Genomic DNA, 22,137 nt, shown 5'->3' with positions numbered 1-22,137 from the left:
AAAAGGTCTCTTGGGCTTGCCCGGAGGTAGTTCACTGCATAATTATCGCTCGTGGAAGCCCTTCTAGGTCGATAGCATCGATATACCTAAAATCCGGTGTTGGTGTAATACGCAGTATTCCTCCTTCCGTCCCATCAGTCTTGGCATAGCCTATCACTATATAATCATGTTCCAAATCATAGGCAATGGCCGTTGCCGACTTTATATTTAACAGTGTTATTTGTTCATTGGAGAGGAAGTTTTCAAAAAAGTATAAAGTCGCCTTGTTGGCTTGAAAATCATATACCGCCGGATTTTTGTCGCCACCCATGTCCATATTCATCGTGTAATAAAGCTTGCCAAAGGTGTCAAATGTTGCATATACGGATTGATATAGGTTCGGACGGATATTTTCTCCGTATTGGGTATAGGCCTCTTCAAAAGTATTGCGATTTACTGTGGTATGTAGTTCAGGATAACTGATTACGATATCACCATCAGGGTCTTTAAAGATTTTTTTTGCATTGAAGCCTACCAGTTTTTCGTAAACAACGGATTGTTGTCCGATTTCGATGACACTAATGCCATTTTCATCCGTGATTGTTGTATCAAGGGTCAGCACAAACAATTTACCTTGGGAGGGAATTGATTGAATCGGCTTTAAATCTAACGGTATGTCTACCTGATTATCGGTATCGTTTTGATCTATTATTCGAACAAAATGGGAATCTTCCTTATCAATTTCGCTCTTCGTAAAAGTGAGGAAGACATTCGCACTATCATGTGAAACAGAAGTAACCTCTAAGTTACAGGCATCCAGGTTTAAAAAGGTATCTATCAGCTTGTAATTTCCTGTGTTAAAATCAAATAATAGGACCTTTCCATTACATGTTTCGGTAACTTCATAGAAGCTAAATGAGTTATTAGAGGCAAAGGTAATTTCCGAATCGGAAAAAAGGGGAAATTCCAATTCACTGGCTTTCAAGGTTAGGTCATCTGCAGTTGCCTGAAGCCTTGCCGTTGTCAAGCTACCGGATGTCTCCAATAAAATGGTGTAATCTCCTTTTGTGCTGGCAGGGGTTTCTGTTTCCAAGGGTTCTGTGGCCGACTTACTACATGCAGCCAAAAAAACCGTCAGCATAACGCGGACCGTGTAGGTGTAGGTCTTCATGAGGTTAAGATTTGGGTTGTATTTCCTTATGCCGGAACAGCATACATCTTGCCCCTCTGTTCCTTCAATGCCTTATCGGACATATATTCATCAAACGTAGAATATCGGTCAATGTTGCCTTTTGGTGTCAATTCTATTATCCTATTGGCCACGGTCTGTGCAAACTCGTGGTCGTGGGTAGTAAATAGCACCGTTCCCTTAAAATTTTTCAAGGAATTGTTGAATGCCGTAATACTCTCCAAATCCAAATGATTGGTAGGTTCATCCAACATAAGTACGTTGGCCCTGAGCATCATCATTCGGCTTAGCATACATCGCACCTTTTCACCCCCAGAAAGTACCGTACATTTTTTTAGGGCCTCTTCCCCACTGAACAACATTTTACCCAAAAAACCTCGAATATAGACTTCCTCACGTTCCTCTTCTGTCTTTGCCCACTGTCTTAACCAATCTACCAGGTTGATGTCTTGGGTAAAAAAATGCGAGTTGTCTGCCGGCAGGTACGATTGTGTGGTGGTTACGCCCCAACTGAACTTTCCGCCATCGGCTTTTTTATTACCATTGATTATTTCATAGAAGGCGGTGTTTGCCCTGGAATCCCTTGAAATAACCGCTATTTTATCACCTTTTGCCAGATTGATATTCACATTATCAAAAAGAAGTTCACCTTCCTCGGTCGTAGCTTTTAGTCCTTCAATGTTCAAAATCTGATCACCGGCTTCCCGTTCCCTTTCAAAAATAATGGCAGGGTATCTTCTACTGGATGGTTTAATATCATCCACCTTAAGCTTGGAGAGCATCTTCTTTCTTGACGTTGCCTGTTTACTCTTTGCGACGTTGGCACTAAAACGCATAATGAATTCCTGAAGTTCCTTGGCTTTTTCTTCAGCCTTTTTATTTTGTTGCGCCCTTTGTCTGGCCGCTAACTGACTACTTTCGTACCAGAATGTGTAGTTGCCGGAATAAAGGTTCAATTTGCCAAAATCGATATCGCCAATATGGGTACACACCGTATCAAGAAAGTGACGGTCATGGGAAACCACAATTACTGTATTCTGGTAATCGGCCAAAAAGTTTTCCAACCAATTGATGGTTTCATAATCCAGGTCGTTCGTGGGCTCGTCCATTATGAGCACGTCCGGGGAACCAAAAAGAGCTTGGGCCAATAACACCCTTACTTTTAATTTGGAATCCATGTCAGACATCAATGTATAATGCAATTCTTCGCCAATCCCCAAATTTGAGAGCAAAGCGGCCGCATCACTATCCGCGTTCCAGCCGTTCATTTCTTCGAACTGTACCTGCAACTCCCCTATTCTATCGGCATTGGCATCATTATAATCGGCATATAGGTCATCGATTTCCTTTTTTATTTCATACAAAGGCTTGTTTCCTTTGACTACAGTTTCCAGAACTGTAAACGCATCCGATGCATTGTGGTCCTGTTCCAAAATGGACATTCTTTTCCCTGGTTCCAGATGAACATGGCCTGAAGTTGGATCTATTTGACCAGAAAGTACCTTTAAGAACGTTGACTTTCCGGCCCCATTGGCACCAATAATACCATAACAGTTGCCTTCCGTAAAGGACACGTTTACTTCATCGAACAACACTCTTTTTCCAAACTGAACGGATAAATTGGATACGGATAACATATAACACGTTTTAAAAATCCGTGCAAAAATACTGAATTTTAAAGGCGAAAACCAACTATCGTTGCACATCATCCTATAGAACCTTCCTTACAACCTAATCCATTAATTTTTAACTAGGTATTAACAGACACAGAGAATACGTATCCTTATTTTTGACCATAAATGTTGCCCGTTTTGTGTATGGATAAAGTTTTACCTATTGCACTTGTTCTAGGTTTGATTGGTTGTAATTCCCCCGTTTCCGATAGCAAAGGTGTCTTTTTTGCAGGGGAAATTGTGAATCCCACCAGCGAATATGTAGTCCTTTATAAAGGCAGTGAAGCAGTGGATTCCGCAAAATTGGACGATACCAACCGGTTCTCTTTTCAACTGGATGCTGTGGATGATGGGCTCTACCATTTTAACCATAGTCCAGAGCAACAATATGTATATTTAGAAAAAGGTGATAGCGTGTGGATACGCTTAAATACTTTGTATTTTGACGAGTCCCTTGTATTTTCTGGTACTAACGAGGAATTGAACAACTTTTTGTTGGAAATCTTTCTAGAAGATGAAGAGGTAGAACAACTGATGTATTCCGATTTGTTCGAATTGGAGATAGATGAATTTTCAGAGAAGGTGGAAAGTCTTCGAAAGGAAAAAATTCAGGATCTGGAAGATTTGAATTCCGAAGCGGAATTATCCGATATAGCCTATGAAATCGCCAAGGCCAGTATCAATTATACCTTTTATAGATTCAAGGAGGTCTATCCTTTTAAACACAAAGGAAAACTGAAAGAAGAGCAACTTCATAAGTTGCCACCTACTTTTTATGCGTATCGCTCTGGAATCGATTACAACAATAGAAATTTAATTTACTTACGCCCCTATTATGATTTTATGAAATCCCACTTGGGCAATCTTTCCTATATGACCTGTTCCAAGTCTTGCGGTAAATCCAATGGTACCGCACATAATCAATTACATTTTAATCAGCACAAACTTGCTATGATCGATAGTTTGGTGGGCGAAAAGGAATTAAGGGATAACCTTTTTAGGAATGTGGCCTTTGATTATTTGTTACGAGAGCATGACGCCGACAGTAATAAGATTTTTATAGATGAATTCCAACGTTTTTCCGGGAACAACATGCATATTGAGGAGATACAGCGCTTATATAAGGGTATTAGCAATATACAGCCCAACAGTCCAGTACCTGATATAAAGTTGGTTTCCATACATGACTCTTTGGTTTCGTTGCCTGCACTGAGCAAGAATAAAAAAGTGGTTTTCTACTTTTGGTCAGGGACCAACAAAAATCATTACGAGAACATTTTCAATCGCGTGAACGAACTAAAGCTTGAAAAACCTGAATACGAATATATTGGTATTAGTTTCAGAACCGATGCCAGCAACTGGAAAGCTATTGTCAACAAATTTGAGTTTGATGCCCATAGCCAATTTATGGCGGAAGATTTTCATCAACTTACCGAAAGCCTTATCCTCTACCCCATGAATAAATGTGTCATTACCAATGACGCTTTGATCGTAGATGCTTTCTCCAATATTTATTGGAACAATTTTTAAGGATTACCGTATTTATACCCTACTTTTTACTGTGGTTCATCAATAACGTTTCAAACCATGTGTCTGGCAATACCTTTTTTAGTCGGATTGAAAACTTTTGCATAAATGCCCCCACGGTATAGTGTACCTTTGGATTTTTGGCATTTATGATTTGAAGCACTTTTAGTGCAACTTCCCTAGGGTCACCGCCTTTATCAACATCTTTATCAATGGATTTGAGAATATTTCCATACGATTCCTTATAAGGTGAGTTTTCTTGAATTGGAGCGTGAAAACGACCTGCAGCAATATTGGTGGCGAAATCACCTGGGGCCAAACAGGTGCACTCTACGCCAAACCGTTTGGTTTCCATTCGCAAGCTTTCAGTGATTAATTCCAGCGCTCCTTTCGTTGCCGAGTAAATTCCACGATAAGGTAAGCCCATATATCCGGCTATTGAGGTTATGTTTATGATCAATCCGTTGTTTTGTTGGCGCATTTGCGGCAGAATAGCCTTAATGACGTTTAAAGGTCCTATAAAATTGGTGTCAAACGCATTTAGTATTTCAGCGTTAGGCGTTTCCTCCAAAGGTCCTGTTATGCCCACACCGGCATTATTGATCAAGACATCCACCCTTCCTTCTTTCCGCACCAATAATTCAATGGCCTTGGTGACGGATTCCGGTACCCTAACATCCATCTCCAACAATTCGAAATCTTTGAAACTTGCATATTTTTCCAAGTTTCTTGTAGTTCCGTAAACTACAAAACCCTGTTTATTCAAATAGTTTCCAATGGCCTTGCCAATGCCTGAAGAGCCACCAGTTATAAGTACGATCTTTGAATTCATGTTCCAAAAGTAAGCGATGGGAATCGTATTTTAAAAATCTAAGGTCGTATATATTTGAAGTTGCATTCGAATTCTCCCGATGCGATAAATGGTGTTTGAATTCTTCGAAACTTGGTTTGAAATCAAAACCGACTTCTTTCAAATACATCATGAAAATGGCCATAGTGCGGTAACTATAAGGCACAAAAAAAGGCAAGCTACCTACATCGCACCGCTACGACCGTATACCCTTGCTGCGTTCCCACCCTGGGGGATTCTACAGGAGCTGGTCGTGTAGGACTTGCCGGGTGCAAATATACAACCTTTTAAATCTTTGGCAATCCTTTTTAGATTCTAATTTTAATGGATTAACTTGCTGGCGACTTAGTAGAGCCTTAAATTTTTAGCATGTTATTTATAGAAAATTATTCTCAAATAGTTTATTCCATTAAATTGCCCATGAAGATTATTGGAATCCCATTAACCTTATTGATTGTTCTTTTATTTTTTGCCTGTGGTAGCGGAAATCAAAAGCCTTCTTCCCTGTTTACTATTGAACTGGAGGGCAATGCAAAGGAAGTAAGACAAAACGATGCGCTGGGTGTTTCCCTTAAAAACATCAAAAACAAGGAAATTGAAAGTGTGATTTATAGTATTGATGGTAATGAACTTCCGCTAGTGAACGACCAATTGGAATTTTCCATTCCAAAATTGGGCAATAAAATATTGAAGGCCAGTGTAACTTATGAGGGAAATACCGTAGAGGTAACCAAAAATCTAAAGGTTTTGGCTTCCAAGGCCCCGGACATTTATACGTATACCATTCTGAACGAATTTCCCCATGACCCCAACGCCTATACGCAAGGATTGGAGTTTTATAAGGATACCTTATATGAGGGTACTGGAAAAAATGGTCGCTCTTTTTTGAGAAAGTTCGATTATAAAACGGGAAAGGTGTATCAACAAATCGATTTGGACGAAACCTATTTTGGGGAAGGTATCACAATTTTGGGAAACAAAATTTATCAGCTCACATGGCGCAGTGGAATGGGCTTCATATATGACTTAAAGGATATGAAAAAATTGGACAATTTTCAATATGGGAAAAGTCGGGAAGGATGGGGACTTGCCAATGACGGAGAAAAGCTATATAAGAGCGATGGAACGGATAAAATTTGGATTTTAAACCCTGAAACCCTAGTAGAAGAGGACCATATTGAGATTGCTACGAACAAATCCCTTTTTGCAGACACCAATGAATTGGAATATGTAAACGGCAAAATATATGCGAATGTGTACCAGAAACCGGGTGTCATGATAATCGATGCCAAAAGTGGTGCCATTGAAGGGGTTATAAATTTTGGGGGGCTTAGTGATAAGGTTACCAAAACAGAAAATTGGGTCGATACGGAGAACGTTCTAAATGGTATTGCCTATCATCCCGAAAGAAAGACTTTTTTCGTGACCGGAAAGGACTGGGACAAACTTTTCGAAGTCCAAATACAAAAGAAGTAATATGCCTTTTACAAAACGGCTAAAGGTTTCTGTTGAAGATTTGGACGACCTAAATCACGTAAACAATGTTAGGTACGTTCAATGGATACAGGATATTTCAAAGGAACATTGGAAGGAAAAGGCGCCTGTTCAGATTCAGGACAGCGTAATTTGGGTAGTGCTAAAACACACTATTGAATACAAATCGCCCGCAATTCTCAACGACCCCATATTAATTTCCACTTATATTGAAAAAAGCAAGGGTGCTATTTCCGTACGTATTGTTGAAATGTTCCATGAAATAACAAATACGCTTCTGGTGCGTTCACATACTGAATGGTGTCTATTGAACAAGGACACGAACAAGCCTATGCGAATTTCGGAGGATATCAAAAAAATATTTTCTTAGATCTTATATTATTATAATTAATTGGGCACATGGATGCTTTTCCTGTGTACTTTGGATTGCAGAATTTTTTGACCGTTAATTTTCAATTACTTGAAGTCATAATTTGAATAAAATTGAAATTTCCAATTGTAATCATACTGGTCCTTTTTGTACTCTGGGGCAGCGCTTGCAGAAAGGATTTCGAATACGCGCCAAGTGACGGACATCTTTCCTTTTCCAGGGATACGGTTTATCTGGACACTGTATTCAGCAATATTGGGAGTAGTACTTATACCTTAAAAGTATACAACACCACCAAGGACGATGTGCTCATTCCATACATCGGGTTAAGAAATGGACCCGATAGTTATTATAAACTGAATGTGGACGGCAAAGTTGGGAACAGTTTTACAGATATTCCCCTGTATGCAGAAGACAGCCTCTTTATCTTTATCGAAACCAATGTGACCGCGCTTCCAGATGAAACTCTACAATTATTATATACCGATGCCATTCAATTCGATACCGATATCCATCAACAGGAAGTAACGCTTGTTACCTTGGTCAAGGATGCCATTTTTCTTTATCCAAAGAAGGATACAAATGGCGCAAATGAGACCATTGAATTATATACACAAGAGGATGGCTCAAAGGTTTTTGTGGAAGGATTCGATTTAAAGGACGACCAGTTACATTTTACGAACCAAAAACCGTATGTCATTTATGGATACGCCTCCGTTCCGGAAAACAAAGAGCTGGTTATGGATGCAGGTGCCAGGATCCATTTTCATAGGAATTCTGGAATACTTGTAAAACCAACAGCCTCCTTAAAGGTAAACGGAACGTTTAGTAACGACCGTGATCAAATGGAAGGTGAGGTGATTTTTGAGGGAGATAGATTGGAGCCTTCTTTTTCCAATACTCCGGGTCAGTGGGGAACCATTTTCATTTCCAGTGGAAGTACCCAAAATAGCATTGACCATCTTACCATCAAAAATGCTGAAATTGGAATATACATAGATGGGAATATAGAAAACGATACTATTTCCTTGGAGATTAACAATAGTCAGATCTATAATAGCGCTATTCATAATCTTTGGGCTCGGTCGTCCACAATTACTGCAAAAAATCTTCTTTTGGGTAGTTCGGGTAGTTCATCCTTACATTGTGAATTGGGTGGCAGATACATATTTACACATGCCACCATTGCCAACTACTGGAACGGTTTTAGGACGGGAAGAGCTTTGATCTTAAGTAATTATGGAAGCATGGATACAGCTGCAGGAGCCGATTTGATTCAGGCCGATTTCCGTAATTGCATTATAGACGGTAACTCCATGTCGGAACTCATGCTTGCCTCCAATAAGGAGAACACTTTTAACTACCGATTTCAAAATTGTTTCCTGAAATTCAGGGAAACGGATTCGCAGGACGCCACTTTATACAACTTTGAGGGACCTGCTTTTGAAAATATCATTTTAAACGGAAACCCGGATTATTTCAATCCCAGCGACAATGATTATAGAATCGGTCTTGATTCCGATGTTATAAATAAAGGAAGTATCCCTATTGCCCAGGAAGTACCTTTTGATTTACTGAATAACACAAGAACTTCCGCACCGGATTTGGGTGTTTATCAAGCTATTGCAAAAATTGAGTAGTCTATATCTTATAGTTGTTGAAGAAAATACTTTCATAATCAATTGATTAGGTGAAAATATTACAATATCCTCCATTTTTATAAGGTTTTCCTAGTTCAAAGACTTTTGGTCTATTAGTAAATTGCACCAGAACTCTAGTGGATTTGGAATATTCGTATGTCATAATAGATTCTGATGCCGTCTCCAATTTGCAACTCGGTACATTTTTGGAGGAATATGGCGACTTTGTTTGCTCTGGTATGGCCAAAGGGCCTGATGATGGACTTAACAAAATCTTAAAATTCGCACCGGATTTGGTTTTTATCAACCTCGACCAAAAGGCACCCGCTCTTTTCCAAATGGTGATGGAAATGCATCAATACCTTTTGGAAATACCAATGGTCATAGGAATATCAAAGTCCAAGAAACATGCCTATGAAGCCATTAAAAACGGATTTTTTGATTATTGGTTGGCGCCCTTCAATGAGTTCGATATTAGAAAATCCTTGTTAAAACTGAGGAAAAGAATGCCAAAGACCAAGGAACCTCAGACCATTTGCTTAAAATCCTATAATGATTTCCAATATCTGGACACTAAGGATATACTCTACCTACAGGCCGACAATAATACCACCGAATTTTTTATGAGGGACGGAACGGTTATAAATGCCTTCAAGACCTTAAAAACGTTCGAAAACCAACTGCCTCAAAATTTCATCCGTATCCATCAAAGCTACATCGTAAACACGGACTTTGTGTCAAGAATCAATTTTGGTAAAAATATCTGTGCGCTAAAGGAAGGAGATAAAAACCTGCCATTCTCAAAAACATATAAGGAAAGAATGGATCAACTAAAGATAATCCTCTCAAAGAACAGCGTATCCTCGCTAAATTGAACAAATTCTTTCAAAACCGGTTCAAATACTCATAGAATTAATTACTCTACTAACTACTGCAAAATCAAGGTTTTATTTTCTTGTACACCTATTACTTTGGTAACGTAATAAAAAAAGCAACACTAAAATTTAAAACCTTACAAAATGAAAAAAATAGTTAGTATCGCAGCTGTCGCCTTAATGGCTTTAGGATTGACCACCTATGTAATTGAAAACACCGCAAACGAGTTTGACTTTATGAAAGATTTGAACACCATGTTGGCCTGCGATGGCTGTTCTCAAAATGATGATAGAAGAGACCCTCCTTACGGCAAGGCATAATTATACCCTTATAAATATTTGCAACGCCCGGCAATAAATGTTCGGGCGTTTTGTTATCTTGTAAGTATTCAGTTACAAAGTGAAAATTACAAGATTTGAAAAAATTTCTTTTGTTTATTGCCCTGTACGGTGTTGTATTAAACACGTTGAATTCACAATCGGCCTCTAGAGAAGATTTTGCAATTCAAAAGGAAGTTGAGTTAAAGATTAAAAGTGGGAGTGTAGAATCCATTTCGGCTAAAAAAAAGAAAGAAAAACTGATAGAAGCTTTTGACCTATTAACGGGCATTAGAAATGACAGCCTAAAACTTAAATTGTTGTCAAACCTTTCCTACTATATTGAACCTCAAGACTCTGCATTTTTTAGAAAAGTAAATAATACTACGAAAGAACTTGCTATGGTAAGTAAAGATTCAGTTGCATTAGCCTATTCTTTTTGGGACTTGGGGTATTTTTATAATAGAATATCAGTTAAAGATAGTTCTTATTATAGCTATTATGAGGCTCAAAAAATATTTGAGCAGCTTGGGGAATCTTTTCTTTCTGCCCGTATGCTTTATAATATGGCAAAGCAGCAACAAGAGGTTCGCGACTATATTGGAAGCGAGGCGAACACTATTGCAGCAATTGAAAGGCTAAAACCATTAAATAAATACAAAGAGTTATATAATTGTTATAACACCTTGGCAGTTAATTCTCAAGATTTAGGAGAATATGCACAAGCAATCGAATATTACGATCAAGCATTATATTATTTAAAAAATACGGAATACAAGGAGCTGGATATAAAGCAGAACGTAAATAATCGTGGAATGCTTTACAGTGATTTGGGTAATTATAAAAAAGCGCTTGAAAATTTCGAAGAGAATCTTAAGGGGCCAAGTTTAGCTAATAGTAATATCGAACTATATTCAAAAACATTAGTAAACATAGCACTGACTAAATTAAACTTAAATGAAACATCTGGTGTATTCAATTTAATAAAAGAATCTATAAAAATTAACGATAGTCTTAAAGACATTAGGGGCTTGGCTTCCTCTTATTTTGCAAAATCAAAATTTCACTTGTATGATAATGATACGTTAAATGCTATTAATAGCGCCGAAAAGGCTATAGAGTTGGCAAGTGAAAGTTTAAGTTATGAGCGTCTTTTGGAAACCTATGCTTTTTTAGCGGAAATTGATAACAAGAATGCCTCCAAATATGCTCAAAAGTATATAGCCTTGAATGACAGTATTGTAATGGAAGAGCGGCAGGCACGCAATAAGTTTGCACGCATCCGTTTTGAAACAGATGAATTTATAGCCCAAAATGAGCAATTGGAAGAGGAGACCGCTATTTTGGCCAGACAGAAACAAATTTGGTCCGGTGTAGCCTTGGGTTTCTTTCTTTTGGGAATATCTGTTTATATAATTATCAATCAAAGGGCCAAAAACCAAAAACTATTATTTGCCCAGCAACAACAGGCAAACAATCAAGAGATTTTCAATTTGATGCTTACCCAAAAACAAAAAGTGGACGAGGTCAAGAGACTGGAACAAAAACGAATTTCAGAAGAACTTCATGATGGTGTACTTGGGAAAATGTTAGGTGCGAGAATGGTGTTGACCGGTCTAAACAAAAGAACGGGACCAGAAGCTATAGAGGCGAGATTGGAGGCCATTAACGCGCTAAAGAATGTGGAGCAGGAAGTAAGGTCTATTTCTCATGAGCTGAGTCATAGTGCCTACCAGAAAATCAATAATTTTATAAACTCAATTGAAGATTTATTAGGTACGGTCAAAGAAAGTTCCCAAATTATCACTATTTTCAACTACGACGAAGACGAGGATTACGATGCGCTTAAGGGTGAAATCAAGATAAACTTATATCGAATGATTCAGGAAGGCTTGCAAAATGCCATTAAGCATTCTGATGGCAAAACTTTCTTCGTAAAATTTGAAAGAAACGGTGATATTCTAAATGTTGAGATGGGCGACGACGGAAAAGGGTTTGATTTGGAAAAGGAAAAGAGGGGTATTGGAATGCGTAATATCAGTTCTAGGGTAGAAAAACTGAACGGAACGTGGAAGGTAATATCAGAACCCATGAAAGGAACTACTATTACCCTGGAAATACCCTTACAACATGTGGATTCCAATTCTCAAGCCGCATTACAGAAAGTTTGAGTTAATTTCGCTTAAAGAATAAAACAATAAAGCATCAATAAAACTTGTTATAGAATTTATCTGGATGTTAATTGAAAGTAGGACCATTTAATTAAAATAAATGAAAACGGTAAGGATTTTGGCGGTTGATGATCATGAAATGACAACTTTAGGATACAAGTATATCCTTGAAGATTCAGAGTTTGAATATTTTACCGTGAAAGTGGATATAGCTAAAAGTTATGATAGGGGTAAAGAAAAAATAGAGCACTCAGCACGAACTCTCCCCTATGATATTATTCTATTGGACATTCAATTATTCCCAGCTGAATCCAAAGATCCAAGATCTGGGGTAGATTTGGGTAAGTTGGCGAGGGAAATCGTACCTGACTCCAAAGTAGTTTTCATGTCATCTTTCAGTGATAGCTATAGAATCAACAATATTTTCAAGGCCGTGAATCCCGATGGTTACATGGTAAAATCGGAAATAGATGAAATGTCCCTAAGAACCATGGTGGATACAGTTGTAAAAAAACCTCCATACTATACGGCCAGTGCCTTAGGAGCGGTCCGTAGGAGAATGGCCAGTAATATTGACATCGATGAGCAGGACCAAAAAATTCTTTATTATTTATCCTTGGGAACAAATACGCGGGATATAGCCCCGTTAATAGCATCGGCAAATACAACTGTAGAAGCGCGGAAACGACAATTAAAGTCCATATTTGGAGTCAAAAATGGTAATGATCTTGCACTAATAGAGGAAGCCAAAAAAAGAGGCTTTTTATAACTAACTTTTGTTAAATTTTAAGTAGTTGATTTTCAGTTAATTATTTAATTTTATTTCAGAATATCAGAATATCCTCAGAAATTCTAAGGTTTTCCTAAGTCCATCGGATTTTCTTTACGGCTATCTTTATGATAAAAGCTTCATAAAGTATGCACTTCAAACCACATAATTACCAACATATTTTTTTTGAAAATGCAAAATGCTCGGATGCCGTTGGTGGCTTGCAAGAATTTAAAAAATCTATTGAATTAGGGTTCTTTGCCGATGTGACCCTAAAAACATCCGGTACGTATAATGAAAAATTGGATTTGGTTGTGGAATTGGATTGTCCATTAAATCTATTGGATGTACTAGGCCACTTCAACAAAGGACTTTGGGGAAGTACCGAAGCTACAAATTTCGTTTTGGCTCAATGTTTCAATGTACTATTGGAGCAAAACAAAGAGTTAGAAATAGACATTCAGGAATTTACCCTTTACCTTAAGGATACCAATGTAATCATCAAGAATATATATCGGCATAGCATTCCTGAACAGTTCAACAACATAATTACAGAAATTGCAGAACACTACGTATCAATAACAAAAGGACTTACTGAACAGCCCGAGGAAATTTTCATTCCTGTTTTTGAAGACCCATTGACAAATCCATTTGACTGTCATTTTCAGGAAAAGCTTCCACAGCCAACCTCGTATAACGAATATTGGGGTATCTATTTGGATACCGCCGAGGAAGGGGAAATTTTTGATGTTCGGCAAAAAAAATTCATTTCCGCAAATCTTGATTATTTTTTATACGGGTAAGAAATTCATTAGTGCTGCCAAGGTGTTTAATCTAAACTATTCCTTTGGTCTCTGTCTCGGTTATAGCATCAGGTTGTTCACATCCTAAATGGAAACAAAAGGCTAAGAACAAGACAAAAGATCTCATCTCTTTATTCTTGTAGCGCAGCGGTCTTGATTTCTGATACCTCTACGGCTCTGCCTCGAGGTAGATAATTAAGCCTTAATGGTCATTTCGTTGAATATGGCTCTACCTCCCATCATCGCATTCACCTGCTTCCGTACTTCGGAGATTACCTGAGTATCCTCTGGGTTTGTAAGAACCTTATCTATCAAATCCACAACTGTTTTCATATCGTCTTCCAACAATCCCCTTGTTGTGATGGCCGCAGTTCCAAAACGTATGCCAGAGGTTACAAACGGTGATTTATCATCAAAAGGAACCATATTCTTATTTGCGGTGATATCGGCCAAGACCAAGGCTTTTTCGGCATCCTTTCCAGTAATTCCCTTGTTACGAAGGTCGATTAGCATCATATGATTGTCGGTTCCCCCTGAAATTATGTTATAATCCTTGGCTACAAAAGCCTTTGCCATGGCATCGGCGTTCTTCTTTACCTGCGTCATATACACGCCAAATTCCTCGGTAAGGGCCTCACCAAAAGCAACGGCCTTGGCGGCGATAATATGCTCTAAGGGACCACCCTGATTCCCTGGAAAAACCGCCAAATCCAATAAAGCGGACATTTTTCTTAGACTACCGTTTTTTAAAGTAATCCCAAACGGATTGTCAAAATCCTTACCCATCAAGATCAAGCCTCCCCTTGGTCCCCGCAATGTTTTATGCGTGGTGGTGGTAACGATATGACAATGGGGAATTGGGTCGCTCAATAGACCCTTGGCAATTAATCCTGCAGGATGTGAAATATCGGCAAGCAGGAGTGCCCCAACACTATCGGCTATCTCACGAAACCTTTTAAAATCCATATCTCTCGAATAGGCAGATGCTCCCGCTATGATCAATTTTGGTTGCTCCCTTTTTGCGATTTCCTCAATTTTATCGTAATTCAAGGTTCCGGTCTTTTCGTCTACACCATAAAAAACCGGATTGTATAATTTACCTGAAAAGTTCACTGGTGAGCCATGGGTAAGGTGCCCGCCATGCGATAAATCAAAACCTAGTATAGTATCACCAGCTTGTAGACAGGCATGGTATACGGATGCATTGGCCTGGGAGCCGGAATGCGGTTGTACGTTGGCATATTCTGCACCAAACAGTTCCTTTGCCCTATCTATGGCCAATTGTTCCACTTCATCAACTACTTCACAACCACCGTAATAGCGTTTTCCAGGATATCCCTCTGCATATTTGTTGGTAAGTACGGAACCAGCAGCCTCCATAACCTGTGGGCTTACAAAGTTCTCTGAAGCTATCAACTCAATACCATTTGTTTGACGCTTTCTTTCCGCTTCAATGAGTTCAAAAATTCGGGTATCCCTTTCCATGACTTTATGAATTTTAATTCTTGTGCAAAAGTACAATATGCCCTAATTTCTATTACTATAAAATTTAGCATGTCTATATATTTTTATTAAACAAGCGTTAATAACTAAAATGTGGGAATTCATACATGGTACCTAAAAAGAAATTAAAAAGTACCGTTCATTCACTTTACACTATTCTTCATCCTTTTTCGTTATGTATGGGAATATTTCTGGCATAGGTCTTGAAATATGACATTGAAACCCATAAAGTTTTAGTTATGAAAAGATTTCTACTATTATTTGGAATAAGTGCTTTTTTACTTTCATGTAATGGAGTAAAAAGGACTCAGGAAGCATTGAATACAGGAAATTACAATGCTGCCATTAACAAAGCGATCGTAAATATTGCTGAAAACAAGACAAAGAAAAGTAATCAGGCATTCATTGTCCTTTTGGAGGAGGCCTATCAAAAGAATACGGAAAGGGAACTTCAAAACATCAAGTTTCTAAAAAAGGATGGCAACCCGGCAAATTATGAAACCATTTACGAGTCCTATGTTCGATTAAAGGAAATACAGGAAGGAATCCGACCCTTACTTCCTTTATACATTATGGACGAGGGAAGGGACGCCCGATTCAATTTCAATAACTATGATTCCGATATTATTGCCGCCAAGGATTATTTGTCGGATTATCTATACAACAATGCCGTTGGCCTTTTGGGCAATGCACGATATAAAAATGAATATAGGGAAGCTTATGACGATTTGAAGTATTTAGAGGAAATCAATCCAAATTATCGGGATACCAAAGATAAAATGGACGAAGCCTATCAGAAAGGTTTGGATTTTGTCCTGGTGGAAATGGTAAACAATACGGATAAGGTCATCCCCAAACGTTTGGAGGATGAATTATTGAACCTGAATACCTATGGGTTGAACAACCTTTGGACCGAATACCATACCAATAGGCTTTCCAATATAGATTACGACTATTTGATGGAGGTTTCCTTTCAGGACATTAACATTTCACCAGAGCAGGTGAACGAAAAACAGATCATTAAGGAAAAACAGATCAAGGACGGATTTCAATATGTGGAGGACCAAAATGGCAATATTGTCAAGGACAGTCTTGGAAACAAGATCAAGGTGGACAAATTTAAAACCGTGCGTTGTGATTTCTACCAGTTCACCCAGTTCAAAAGTGCCCAAGTAGTTGGAGTAGTCAATTTTACAGATTTACGAAAACAACAGCAAATAAACCAGTATCCTTTGGCAAGTGAATTTGTGTTCGAACATATTTATGCCAATTACAATGGGGATAAAAGGGCCTTGGACAATGATCTTTTACCGTTTCTTCAAGCGGCACGAGTGCCGTTTCCAACAAACGAACAAATGGTCTACGACGCCGGTGAGGATTTAAAGAACAATCTAAAATCCATACTCACAAGACAACGGTTTAATTAAAAAAGGAACTCCGCAAAAGCGGAGTTTTTTATACATATTTTTCCAAGCTGATATCGGAAATGCCTCCATGCGAACTATGCGCCACTACCACCCCGTTTTTAATTATCAATAATTGGGGAGACTGATGCAAAACTTCAAACCTCTCCGCAATTTCGTTGGAAATAGCCCTAAACGCATGTAAATCCAAAAAGTAGAGGTCCATTTGGGAGGGTTCTAAAGAAAAAGACGCATTGAACATGTTCAGCACCATTCTGCTCACCCCGCAGGTTGTTGAGTGCTTAAAAATAGCTTGAGGTTTATTTTTTGATTTTGCTACGATTTCCTCCAATTGATCTGGATTGTTAAGGGTAATCCACGGGATGTCATTATTTCCATCCTTTTCAGTGTTACTATTTTTATTAAAAAAATTCCCGAATAATGCCATCTTAAACTAACTTTAAATGATTGCTTTTAACTTTTAGTCAAAACTGACTTTATGTCTTTAAAAAATTGACTTCGCAGGACATTTTGTCCTATTATTTCAATTGGTAGGATTGTTGAGTACTTCCTTACAAAAGTAACATTCAACACAAAATTTACATATATGAACTTTAATAATTTCACCATAAAATCCCAGGAGGCCGTACAGCAGGCCCAGGTTATTGCCCAGTCATTGGGACATCAACAAATTGAGAACGAACATCTTTTCAAGGCCATAACAGAAGTAGAGGAAAATGTGGTTCCCTTCATTTTCAAAAAGTTGGGACTTAACGCCAACCTGATAAAACAGATTTTAGAAAAGGAGCTAAACTCCTTTCCTAAAGTACAGGGCGGCGACATTATGCTTTCTCGTGAAGCGGGTAAGACCGTAAATGAAGCTTCCATCATTGCCAAAAATATGGGCGATGAATATGTCTCCATAGAGCACGTGCTTTTGGCAATCTTTAAATCTAAGAGTAAAATAGCCCAGATTTTAAAGGACCAAGGGGTTACGGAGAAAAATCTGCTAGCTGCCATCAATGAATTACGGAAGGGTACCAATGTGACTTCTCAAAGTGCAGAGGAAACTTATAATTCATTGAACAAATATGCCAAAAATCTCAATGAATTGGCGGACAGTGGAAAATTAGACCCCGTTATTGGAAGAGATGAAGAGATAAGAAGGGTATTGCAAATCCTATCAAGAAGGACCAAAAACAATCCCATGCTGGTTGGGGAACCCGGTGTTGGTAAAACGGCCATTGCGGAGGGATTGGCGCATAGAATCGTGCAAGGCGACATCCCCGAAAATTTGAAGGACAAAGTCATTTACTCCCTGGACATGGGTGCCCTTATTGCGGGAGCCAAGTACAAAGGAGAATTTGAGGAGCGTCTAAAGGCGGTAATTAAAGAGGTCACGAGTGCAGATGGTGCCATCATATTATTTATCGATGAAATCCATACCTTGGTAGGTGCAGGCGGAGGACAAGGTGCTATGGATGCTGCAAACATTTTAAAACCTGCCTTGGCAAGGGGCGAGCTTAGGGCTATTGGCGCCACAACTTTGGACGAGTATCAAAAGTATTTTGAAAAGGACAAGGCACTGGAACGTCGATTCCAAAAAGTGACCGTGGACCAGCCCGATACGGAAAGTGCCATTTCCATCCTCAGAGGTATCAAGGAACGCTATGAAACCCATCACAAGGTGCGTATAAAGGATGAAGCGGTAATCGCTGCGGTAGAATTATCCCAACGCTACATTACCAATAGATTTTTACCGGACAAGGCAATTGACCTCATGGACGAGGCGGCATCAAAATTGCGTATGGAAATCAATTCCAAACCAGAGGAATTGGATGTGCTGGACAGAAGGATCATGCAGCTTGAAATCGAAATTGAGGCCATAAAGCGAGAAAACGATCAATCAAAATTAAAATCGCTTAATTTGGAACTCGCCAATGTAAAAGAAGAACGAAACGAGATTTTTGCCAAGTGGGAGACTGAAAAATCGGTTGTGGATAACATCCAAAAAACCAAAATGGACATTGAAAACTTTAAGGCCGAAGCGGAACGTGCGGAGCGTAATGGAGATTACGGAAAAGTAGCTGAAATACGATACGGTAAAATCAAGGAGGCCCAGGAAAACCTTGTAAAACTGCAAGAAGAACTGGACCAACAGCAAAATGCTGGCACACTTATTAAAGAAGAAGTGACCAGCGAGGATATCGCCGAAGTGGTAGCCAAATGGACCGGTATTCCTGTAACAAAAATGTTGCAAAGCGAACGGGAAAAACTTTTGAACCTTGAAAATGTCTTACATAAAAGGGTTGTGGGGCAAGACGAGGCCATCCAGGCAGTCTCCGATGCGATTCGAAGAAGCAGGGCCGGTTTACAGGATATGAAAAAACCGATTGGTTCCTTTCTTTTCCTGGGTACCACGGGTGTTGGTAAAACGGAGCTGGCCAAAACCTTGGCGTCCTATTTGTTCGACGATGAAAATGCCATGACCAGAATCGACATGAGCGAGTATCAGGAAAGACATTCCGTTAGTAGATTGGTGGGGGCTCCTCCGGGATACGTGGGCTATGACGAGGGAGGTCAGCTCACCGAAGCCGTAAGGAGACGCCCCTACTCCGTTGTGTTGCTGGATGAAATTGAAAAGGCACATCCGGATATCTTTAACATTTTGCTACAGGTTTTGGATGAAGGAAGATTGACGGATAACAAGGGCCGTGTTGCCGATTTTAAGAATACGATCATCATAATGACCAGCAATATGGGTAGCCAGATTATTCAGGAGAAATTTGAAAACTCCACGGATATCCATAGTGCATCGGAAGCGGCACGAGTGGAAGTTCTTGGGCTGTTGCACAAAATGATTCGGCCAGAATTTTTAAACAGAATCGACGACATCATCATGTTCACTCCGCTGACCAAAGAGGATATCAGGCAGATTGTGAAGCTTCAGTTGGAAGGCTTGAAAAAAATGTTGGACAAACAGAATATTACCTTGGATGCTACCGATGAGGCCATTGATTACCTGGCGGAACGTGGGTACGAACCACAATTTGGCGCAAGACCCGTAAAAAGGACCATTCAAAAAGAGGTTTTGAACAATATGTCCAAGGAACTCTTAAGCGGTAAAATCAAATCCGATAGTGTGATTCTATTGGATGCATTTGACGACGAACTGGTCTTTAGAAACCAGAACGATTTGGTAATGTAAATGGATTTTCAAATCTAAAGACACCCTGAATATATTTTCAGGGTGTTTTTTTATTCGTATTATATACCATGCAGTATTGTTTTTTTATCTTCGTATAAAACATTGGAACATGTCCACCAAAGCTGAAAAAACCACTGCCTACATCATTGAAACAGTTGCCCCAATTTTCAACAAACACGGTTACATAGGTACTAGCATGAGCGACCTTACGGATGCAACGGGTCTTACAAAGGGAGCACTTTACGGTAATTTTGAGAATAAGGAAGCCTTGGCGCTTTCGGCGTTTGAACACAATAGCAAGATACTCTTGGATGCTTTGGACAAGGCCATTGGGGTTTCCGGTTCTACCATGGACAAATTAAAGAGTCTCATGGATTTCTATAAGAAATACGACACTTTTACACTTCCCTTGGGTGGATGCCCTGTTTTGAATGTAGGAGTCGATGCACAGCATAACAATAAACTATTGGCTTCGGCAGCTAAGGAAACTATTAAGGAAATAGAGGGAAAAATCGCTTTGGTATTGGAAAATGGTGTCAATAAAGGGGAAATCAAAATACCGGTATCCCCGCTACAGTTTGCCAAGCAATTATTTACCATGGTTCAAGGTGCAGTTGCCATGTCTACCATAACAATGGACCGAAAGTATCTCCTGAACACCATGACCTATTTGGAAGTGCTGGTAAAGCGGGAATTATAGCACACACCACATTCTTCTATACACTCCTTTAATAAGGAATTATTCACCAACCACCCGGAATATCCAGGTCTTTTCTGTATACCTTCCTCCAAAATTGGAATCCCGTGCGGACCTTGCTTCGGATATGGAATCGTACCGGGCCAAGAATACGTAGTTGTATTTGTTCGTCTCTCTATAAAATGATCCCGGGGTCAGGCCCTTTTTCTGCAAATCAGCCATAAAGGCGTCGAAATAACGTTTGGTACCAAAAACATTGGCAATTAGATAATAGCCAGGTTCCAAGGTTCCCTGTTTGGTCACTTCCTCATAACGCTCGCCTTTCTCAGGGGTTACGACCTCTTTCCTTGCAGTTTCGGCCTCCGCCAATTTTACTTGTGCTATAGAATCTTGTTTGCGCTGTTGTTCCAATGCCAAGGCTTCTTCCATGGCCTTTTTGGCTGCATTGGTAGAATCGATTTTTCTTTGTTGAGCTATTGCTTGGGCTTCCGCCAAGGCCGCATTTTCCTTGGCAAAATTTAATGAATCCCGTTTTCTTTGTGCTTCTAGTTTTGATGCTTCCATGGCCAATTGCTCCAATCTGGTTGCTTCCCTTATGGAATCTTTTTGCCGCTGGCGTTCCAATTTGGCCATTCGCTCCTCCTCTTTTTGTGCTTCACGCTGTGCCAGTTTTTCGGATCTGGTCAATTCTGGTTCAACGGGTTCGTCAACAATAAGCTCTTCTTGTGGATATCGTTCTTCTGAGGATAATGGTCCCAATTTATAGGATGTGACCAGTTCAAAGGTAGGGTCGGTTCCTTTTAGGTCATTGGAAACACCAAATTCCACCAAAGCGCCCAATGAAAAGCGTTTAAAAAATCGGCCCCCGACACCTCCCGAAATTCCATAAAAACTATTGTAACCCAGTTGCGTCCAAAACTTGTTTGTACTTAATAGGGCATTAATTCCCAACTGGGAATCAAAACCGGGTATGGATTTGTAATAGAGGGTTGGTCTTAAAAGCGAGTTTTCATCCGAAGAAAGAATACCTATTGGAAAATCGTAGCTGGCCAGGGCCAAGAATATCCGTCCGTCCGTACTGGTATTCCTTTCGTTCGTACTGATATTGTAATCCATTAAATTTTCCGAGGACAGTCCCAAACTAAACTTATCGATCCGTACATTGATGCCCGGTGCCATTTGCACAATGAAATCATTGGTGATTTCGGTCTGAATTGGATTTGGTATAAAAAACCGTTGGTCCGCCAGTTTTTGTTGAAACCCCAAAATATTAATTCCGACCCCCAAACTCGCCGTTTCGCTTAATTGAATATTATAGGCGTAGTTGGCAACGATACCGGTATTAATGAAGATTTCCGTATTCTGCTGAAAGAATCCCAGACCTGCGGTGGAAAGCTCGTTCAGCCTGTGGGAATAATTAAAAAATAAGCTCGTTGGGTCACCATCAATGGTCTGCCATTGCCACCTTGACCAGAATGCAAAAGAGGATGGATTGTTCCTATCCAATGAAAAAGCCGGGTTCAGTAGACTGGAATTGTATTCCGTTAAATTGTGCTGCCGATAATCGCTAGGAAGTGCAACTTCCTGAGCCTTTAAACCTACAACTACAAAAACAATAAGAAGTGCCCCACAAAATTTATTCATATGCAAAAAAACAAAAAATAGCGG

At 39.4% G+C, this 22,137-nt stretch carries 18 protein-coding genes and 1 other RNA gene; 12 read left to right on the top strand and 7 right to left on the bottom strand.

Annotated features, from left to right (window positions below; genetic code table 11):
* Positions 1–31 precede the first annotated feature (31 nt).
* Positions 32–1,150 carry a hypothetical protein gene (locus PP181_RS09655; protein WP_272636921.1) on the bottom strand — a complete coding sequence of 373 codons (1,119 nt, stop codon included), beginning with the start codon at positions 1,148–1,150 and terminating at the stop codon, positions 32–34.
* Positions 1,151–1,176: 26 nt separating this feature from the next.
* Positions 1,177–2,805, bottom strand: coding sequence for an ABC-F family ATP-binding cassette domain-containing protein (locus PP181_RS09650; protein ID WP_272636920.1), 1,629 nt, complete (start codon positions 2,803–2,805; stop codon positions 1,177–1,179).
* A 180-nt stretch (positions 2,806–2,985) separates the two neighbouring features.
* Between PP181_RS09650 and PP181_RS09645 the strand changes: the two genes are divergently transcribed.
* Entirely contained in the window at positions 2,986–4,371 is a 1,386-nt protein-coding gene (locus PP181_RS09645) for a transaldolase (RefSeq protein WP_154919360.1), read from the top strand.
* A 19-nt stretch (positions 4,372–4,390) separates the two neighbouring features.
* On the opposite strand, the gene PP181_RS09640 is transcribed toward PP181_RS09645, so the two are convergent.
* Both PP181_RS09640 and ffs read right to left on the bottom strand, forming a co-directional pair.
* Positions 4,391–5,200: an SDR family oxidoreductase gene (locus PP181_RS09640; RefSeq protein ID WP_272636919.1), complete on the bottom strand. Its 810-nt coding sequence runs from the start codon at positions 5,198–5,200 to the stop codon at positions 4,391–4,393.
* A 187-nt stretch (positions 5,201–5,387) separates the two neighbouring features.
* Positions 5,388–5,486: signal recognition particle sRNA small type (gene ffs / locus PP181_RS09635), an RNA gene on the bottom strand.
* 101 nt (positions 5,487–5,587) lie between these two features.
* Between ffs and PP181_RS09630 the strand changes: the two genes are divergently transcribed.
* The 8 genes from PP181_RS09630 (at position 5,588) to PP181_RS09595 (ending at position 13,658) form a co-directional block, all read left to right on the top strand.
* Positions 5,588–6,694, top strand: coding sequence for a glutaminyl-peptide cyclotransferase (locus tag PP181_RS09630; RefSeq protein ID WP_246160893.1), 1,107 nt, complete (start codon positions 5,588–5,590; stop codon positions 6,692–6,694).
* 1 nt (position 6,695) lies between these two features.
* The gene (locus PP181_RS09625; protein WP_154919364.1) at positions 6,696–7,082 is read left to right on the top strand and encodes an acyl-CoA thioesterase; all 387 of its coding nucleotides are present in this window, start codon (positions 6,696–6,698) and stop codon (positions 7,080–7,082) included.
* Positions 7,083–7,195: 113 nt separating this feature from the next.
* Positions 7,196–8,722 (top strand): hypothetical protein, encoded by a 1,527-nt coding sequence (locus PP181_RS09620; RefSeq protein ID WP_272636918.1) that lies wholly within the window; start codon positions 7,196–7,198, stop codon positions 8,720–8,722.
* Between the two features lie 143 nt (positions 8,723–8,865).
* A complete protein-coding gene (locus PP181_RS09615) occupies positions 8,866–9,597 on the top strand; it encodes a LytR/AlgR family response regulator transcription factor (protein WP_154919369.1) in 732 nt (243 codons plus the stop codon).
* Positions 9,598–9,741: 144 nt separating this feature from the next.
* Positions 9,742–9,918: a hypothetical protein gene (locus PP181_RS09610; RefSeq protein ID WP_161598240.1), complete on the top strand. Its 177-nt coding sequence runs from the start codon at positions 9,742–9,744 to the stop codon at positions 9,916–9,918.
* Positions 9,919–10,013: 95 nt separating this feature from the next.
* Complete coding sequence (locus PP181_RS09605; RefSeq protein WP_272636917.1) at positions 10,014–12,086, top strand: tetratricopeptide repeat-containing sensor histidine kinase; 2,073 nt, start codon at positions 10,014–10,016, stop codon at positions 12,084–12,086.
* Positions 12,087–12,186: 100 nt separating this feature from the next.
* Positions 12,187–12,855: a histidine kinase gene (locus PP181_RS09600; RefSeq protein WP_272636916.1), complete on the top strand. Its 669-nt coding sequence runs from the start codon at positions 12,187–12,189 to the stop codon at positions 12,853–12,855.
* A 149-nt stretch (positions 12,856–13,004) separates the two neighbouring features.
* A complete protein-coding gene (locus PP181_RS09595) occupies positions 13,005–13,658 on the top strand; it encodes a hypothetical protein (RefSeq protein ID WP_272636915.1) in 654 nt (217 codons plus the stop codon).
* Positions 13,659–13,853: 195 nt separating this feature from the next.
* Here PP181_RS09595 and glyA read toward each other — a convergent pair whose 3' ends face one another.
* Positions 13,854–15,143 (bottom strand): serine hydroxymethyltransferase, encoded by a 1,290-nt coding sequence (glyA, locus tag PP181_RS09590; RefSeq protein ID WP_272636914.1) that lies wholly within the window; start codon positions 15,141–15,143, stop codon positions 13,854–13,856.
* A gap of 257 nt (positions 15,144–15,400) precedes the next feature.
* Here glyA and PP181_RS09585 point away from each other — a divergent pair, with 257 nt between their 5' ends.
* On the top strand, positions 15,401–16,588 hold the full coding sequence (locus PP181_RS09585; RefSeq protein ID WP_272636913.1) for a hypothetical protein: 1,188 nt from the start codon (positions 15,401–15,403) through the stop codon (positions 16,586–16,588).
* Positions 16,589–16,616: 28 nt separating this feature from the next.
* Here the strand turns inward: PP181_RS09585 and ytxJ are convergent, their stop codons facing one another.
* A complete protein-coding gene (gene ytxJ, locus PP181_RS09580; RefSeq protein ID WP_154919381.1) occupies positions 16,617–17,012 on the bottom strand; it encodes a bacillithiol system redox-active protein YtxJ in 396 nt (131 codons plus the stop codon).
* Positions 17,013–17,171: 159 nt separating this feature from the next.
* On the opposite strand from ytxJ, the gene clpB reads away from it, so the two are divergent.
* Both clpB and PP181_RS09570 read left to right on the top strand, forming a co-directional pair.
* Positions 17,172–19,772, top strand: coding sequence for an ATP-dependent chaperone ClpB (clpB, locus tag PP181_RS09575; RefSeq protein ID WP_272636912.1), 2,601 nt, complete (start codon positions 17,172–17,174; stop codon positions 19,770–19,772).
* Between the two features lie 109 nt (positions 19,773–19,881).
* Positions 19,882–20,472: a TetR/AcrR family transcriptional regulator gene (locus PP181_RS09570; protein WP_138258172.1), complete on the top strand. Its 591-nt coding sequence runs from the start codon at positions 19,882–19,884 to the stop codon at positions 20,470–20,472.
* 39 nt (positions 20,473–20,511) lie between these two features.
* On the opposite strand, the gene PP181_RS09565 is transcribed toward PP181_RS09570, so the two are convergent.
* Positions 20,512–22,113, bottom strand: a complete 1,602-nt coding sequence (locus PP181_RS09565; RefSeq protein ID WP_272636911.1) for a PorP/SprF family type IX secretion system membrane protein — start codon at positions 22,111–22,113, stop codon at positions 20,512–20,514.
* Positions 22,114–22,137: the final 24 nt, after the last annotated feature.

The organism is Maribacter sp. PR66, assembly GCF_028464205.1.
Classification (GTDB): Bacteria; Bacteroidota; Bacteroidia; order Flavobacteriales; family Flavobacteriaceae; genus Maribacter; species Maribacter flavus.
The sequence above is the reverse complement of the archived record's forward strand: the minus strand, read 5'-3'. Positions and strand labels throughout refer to the sequence as shown.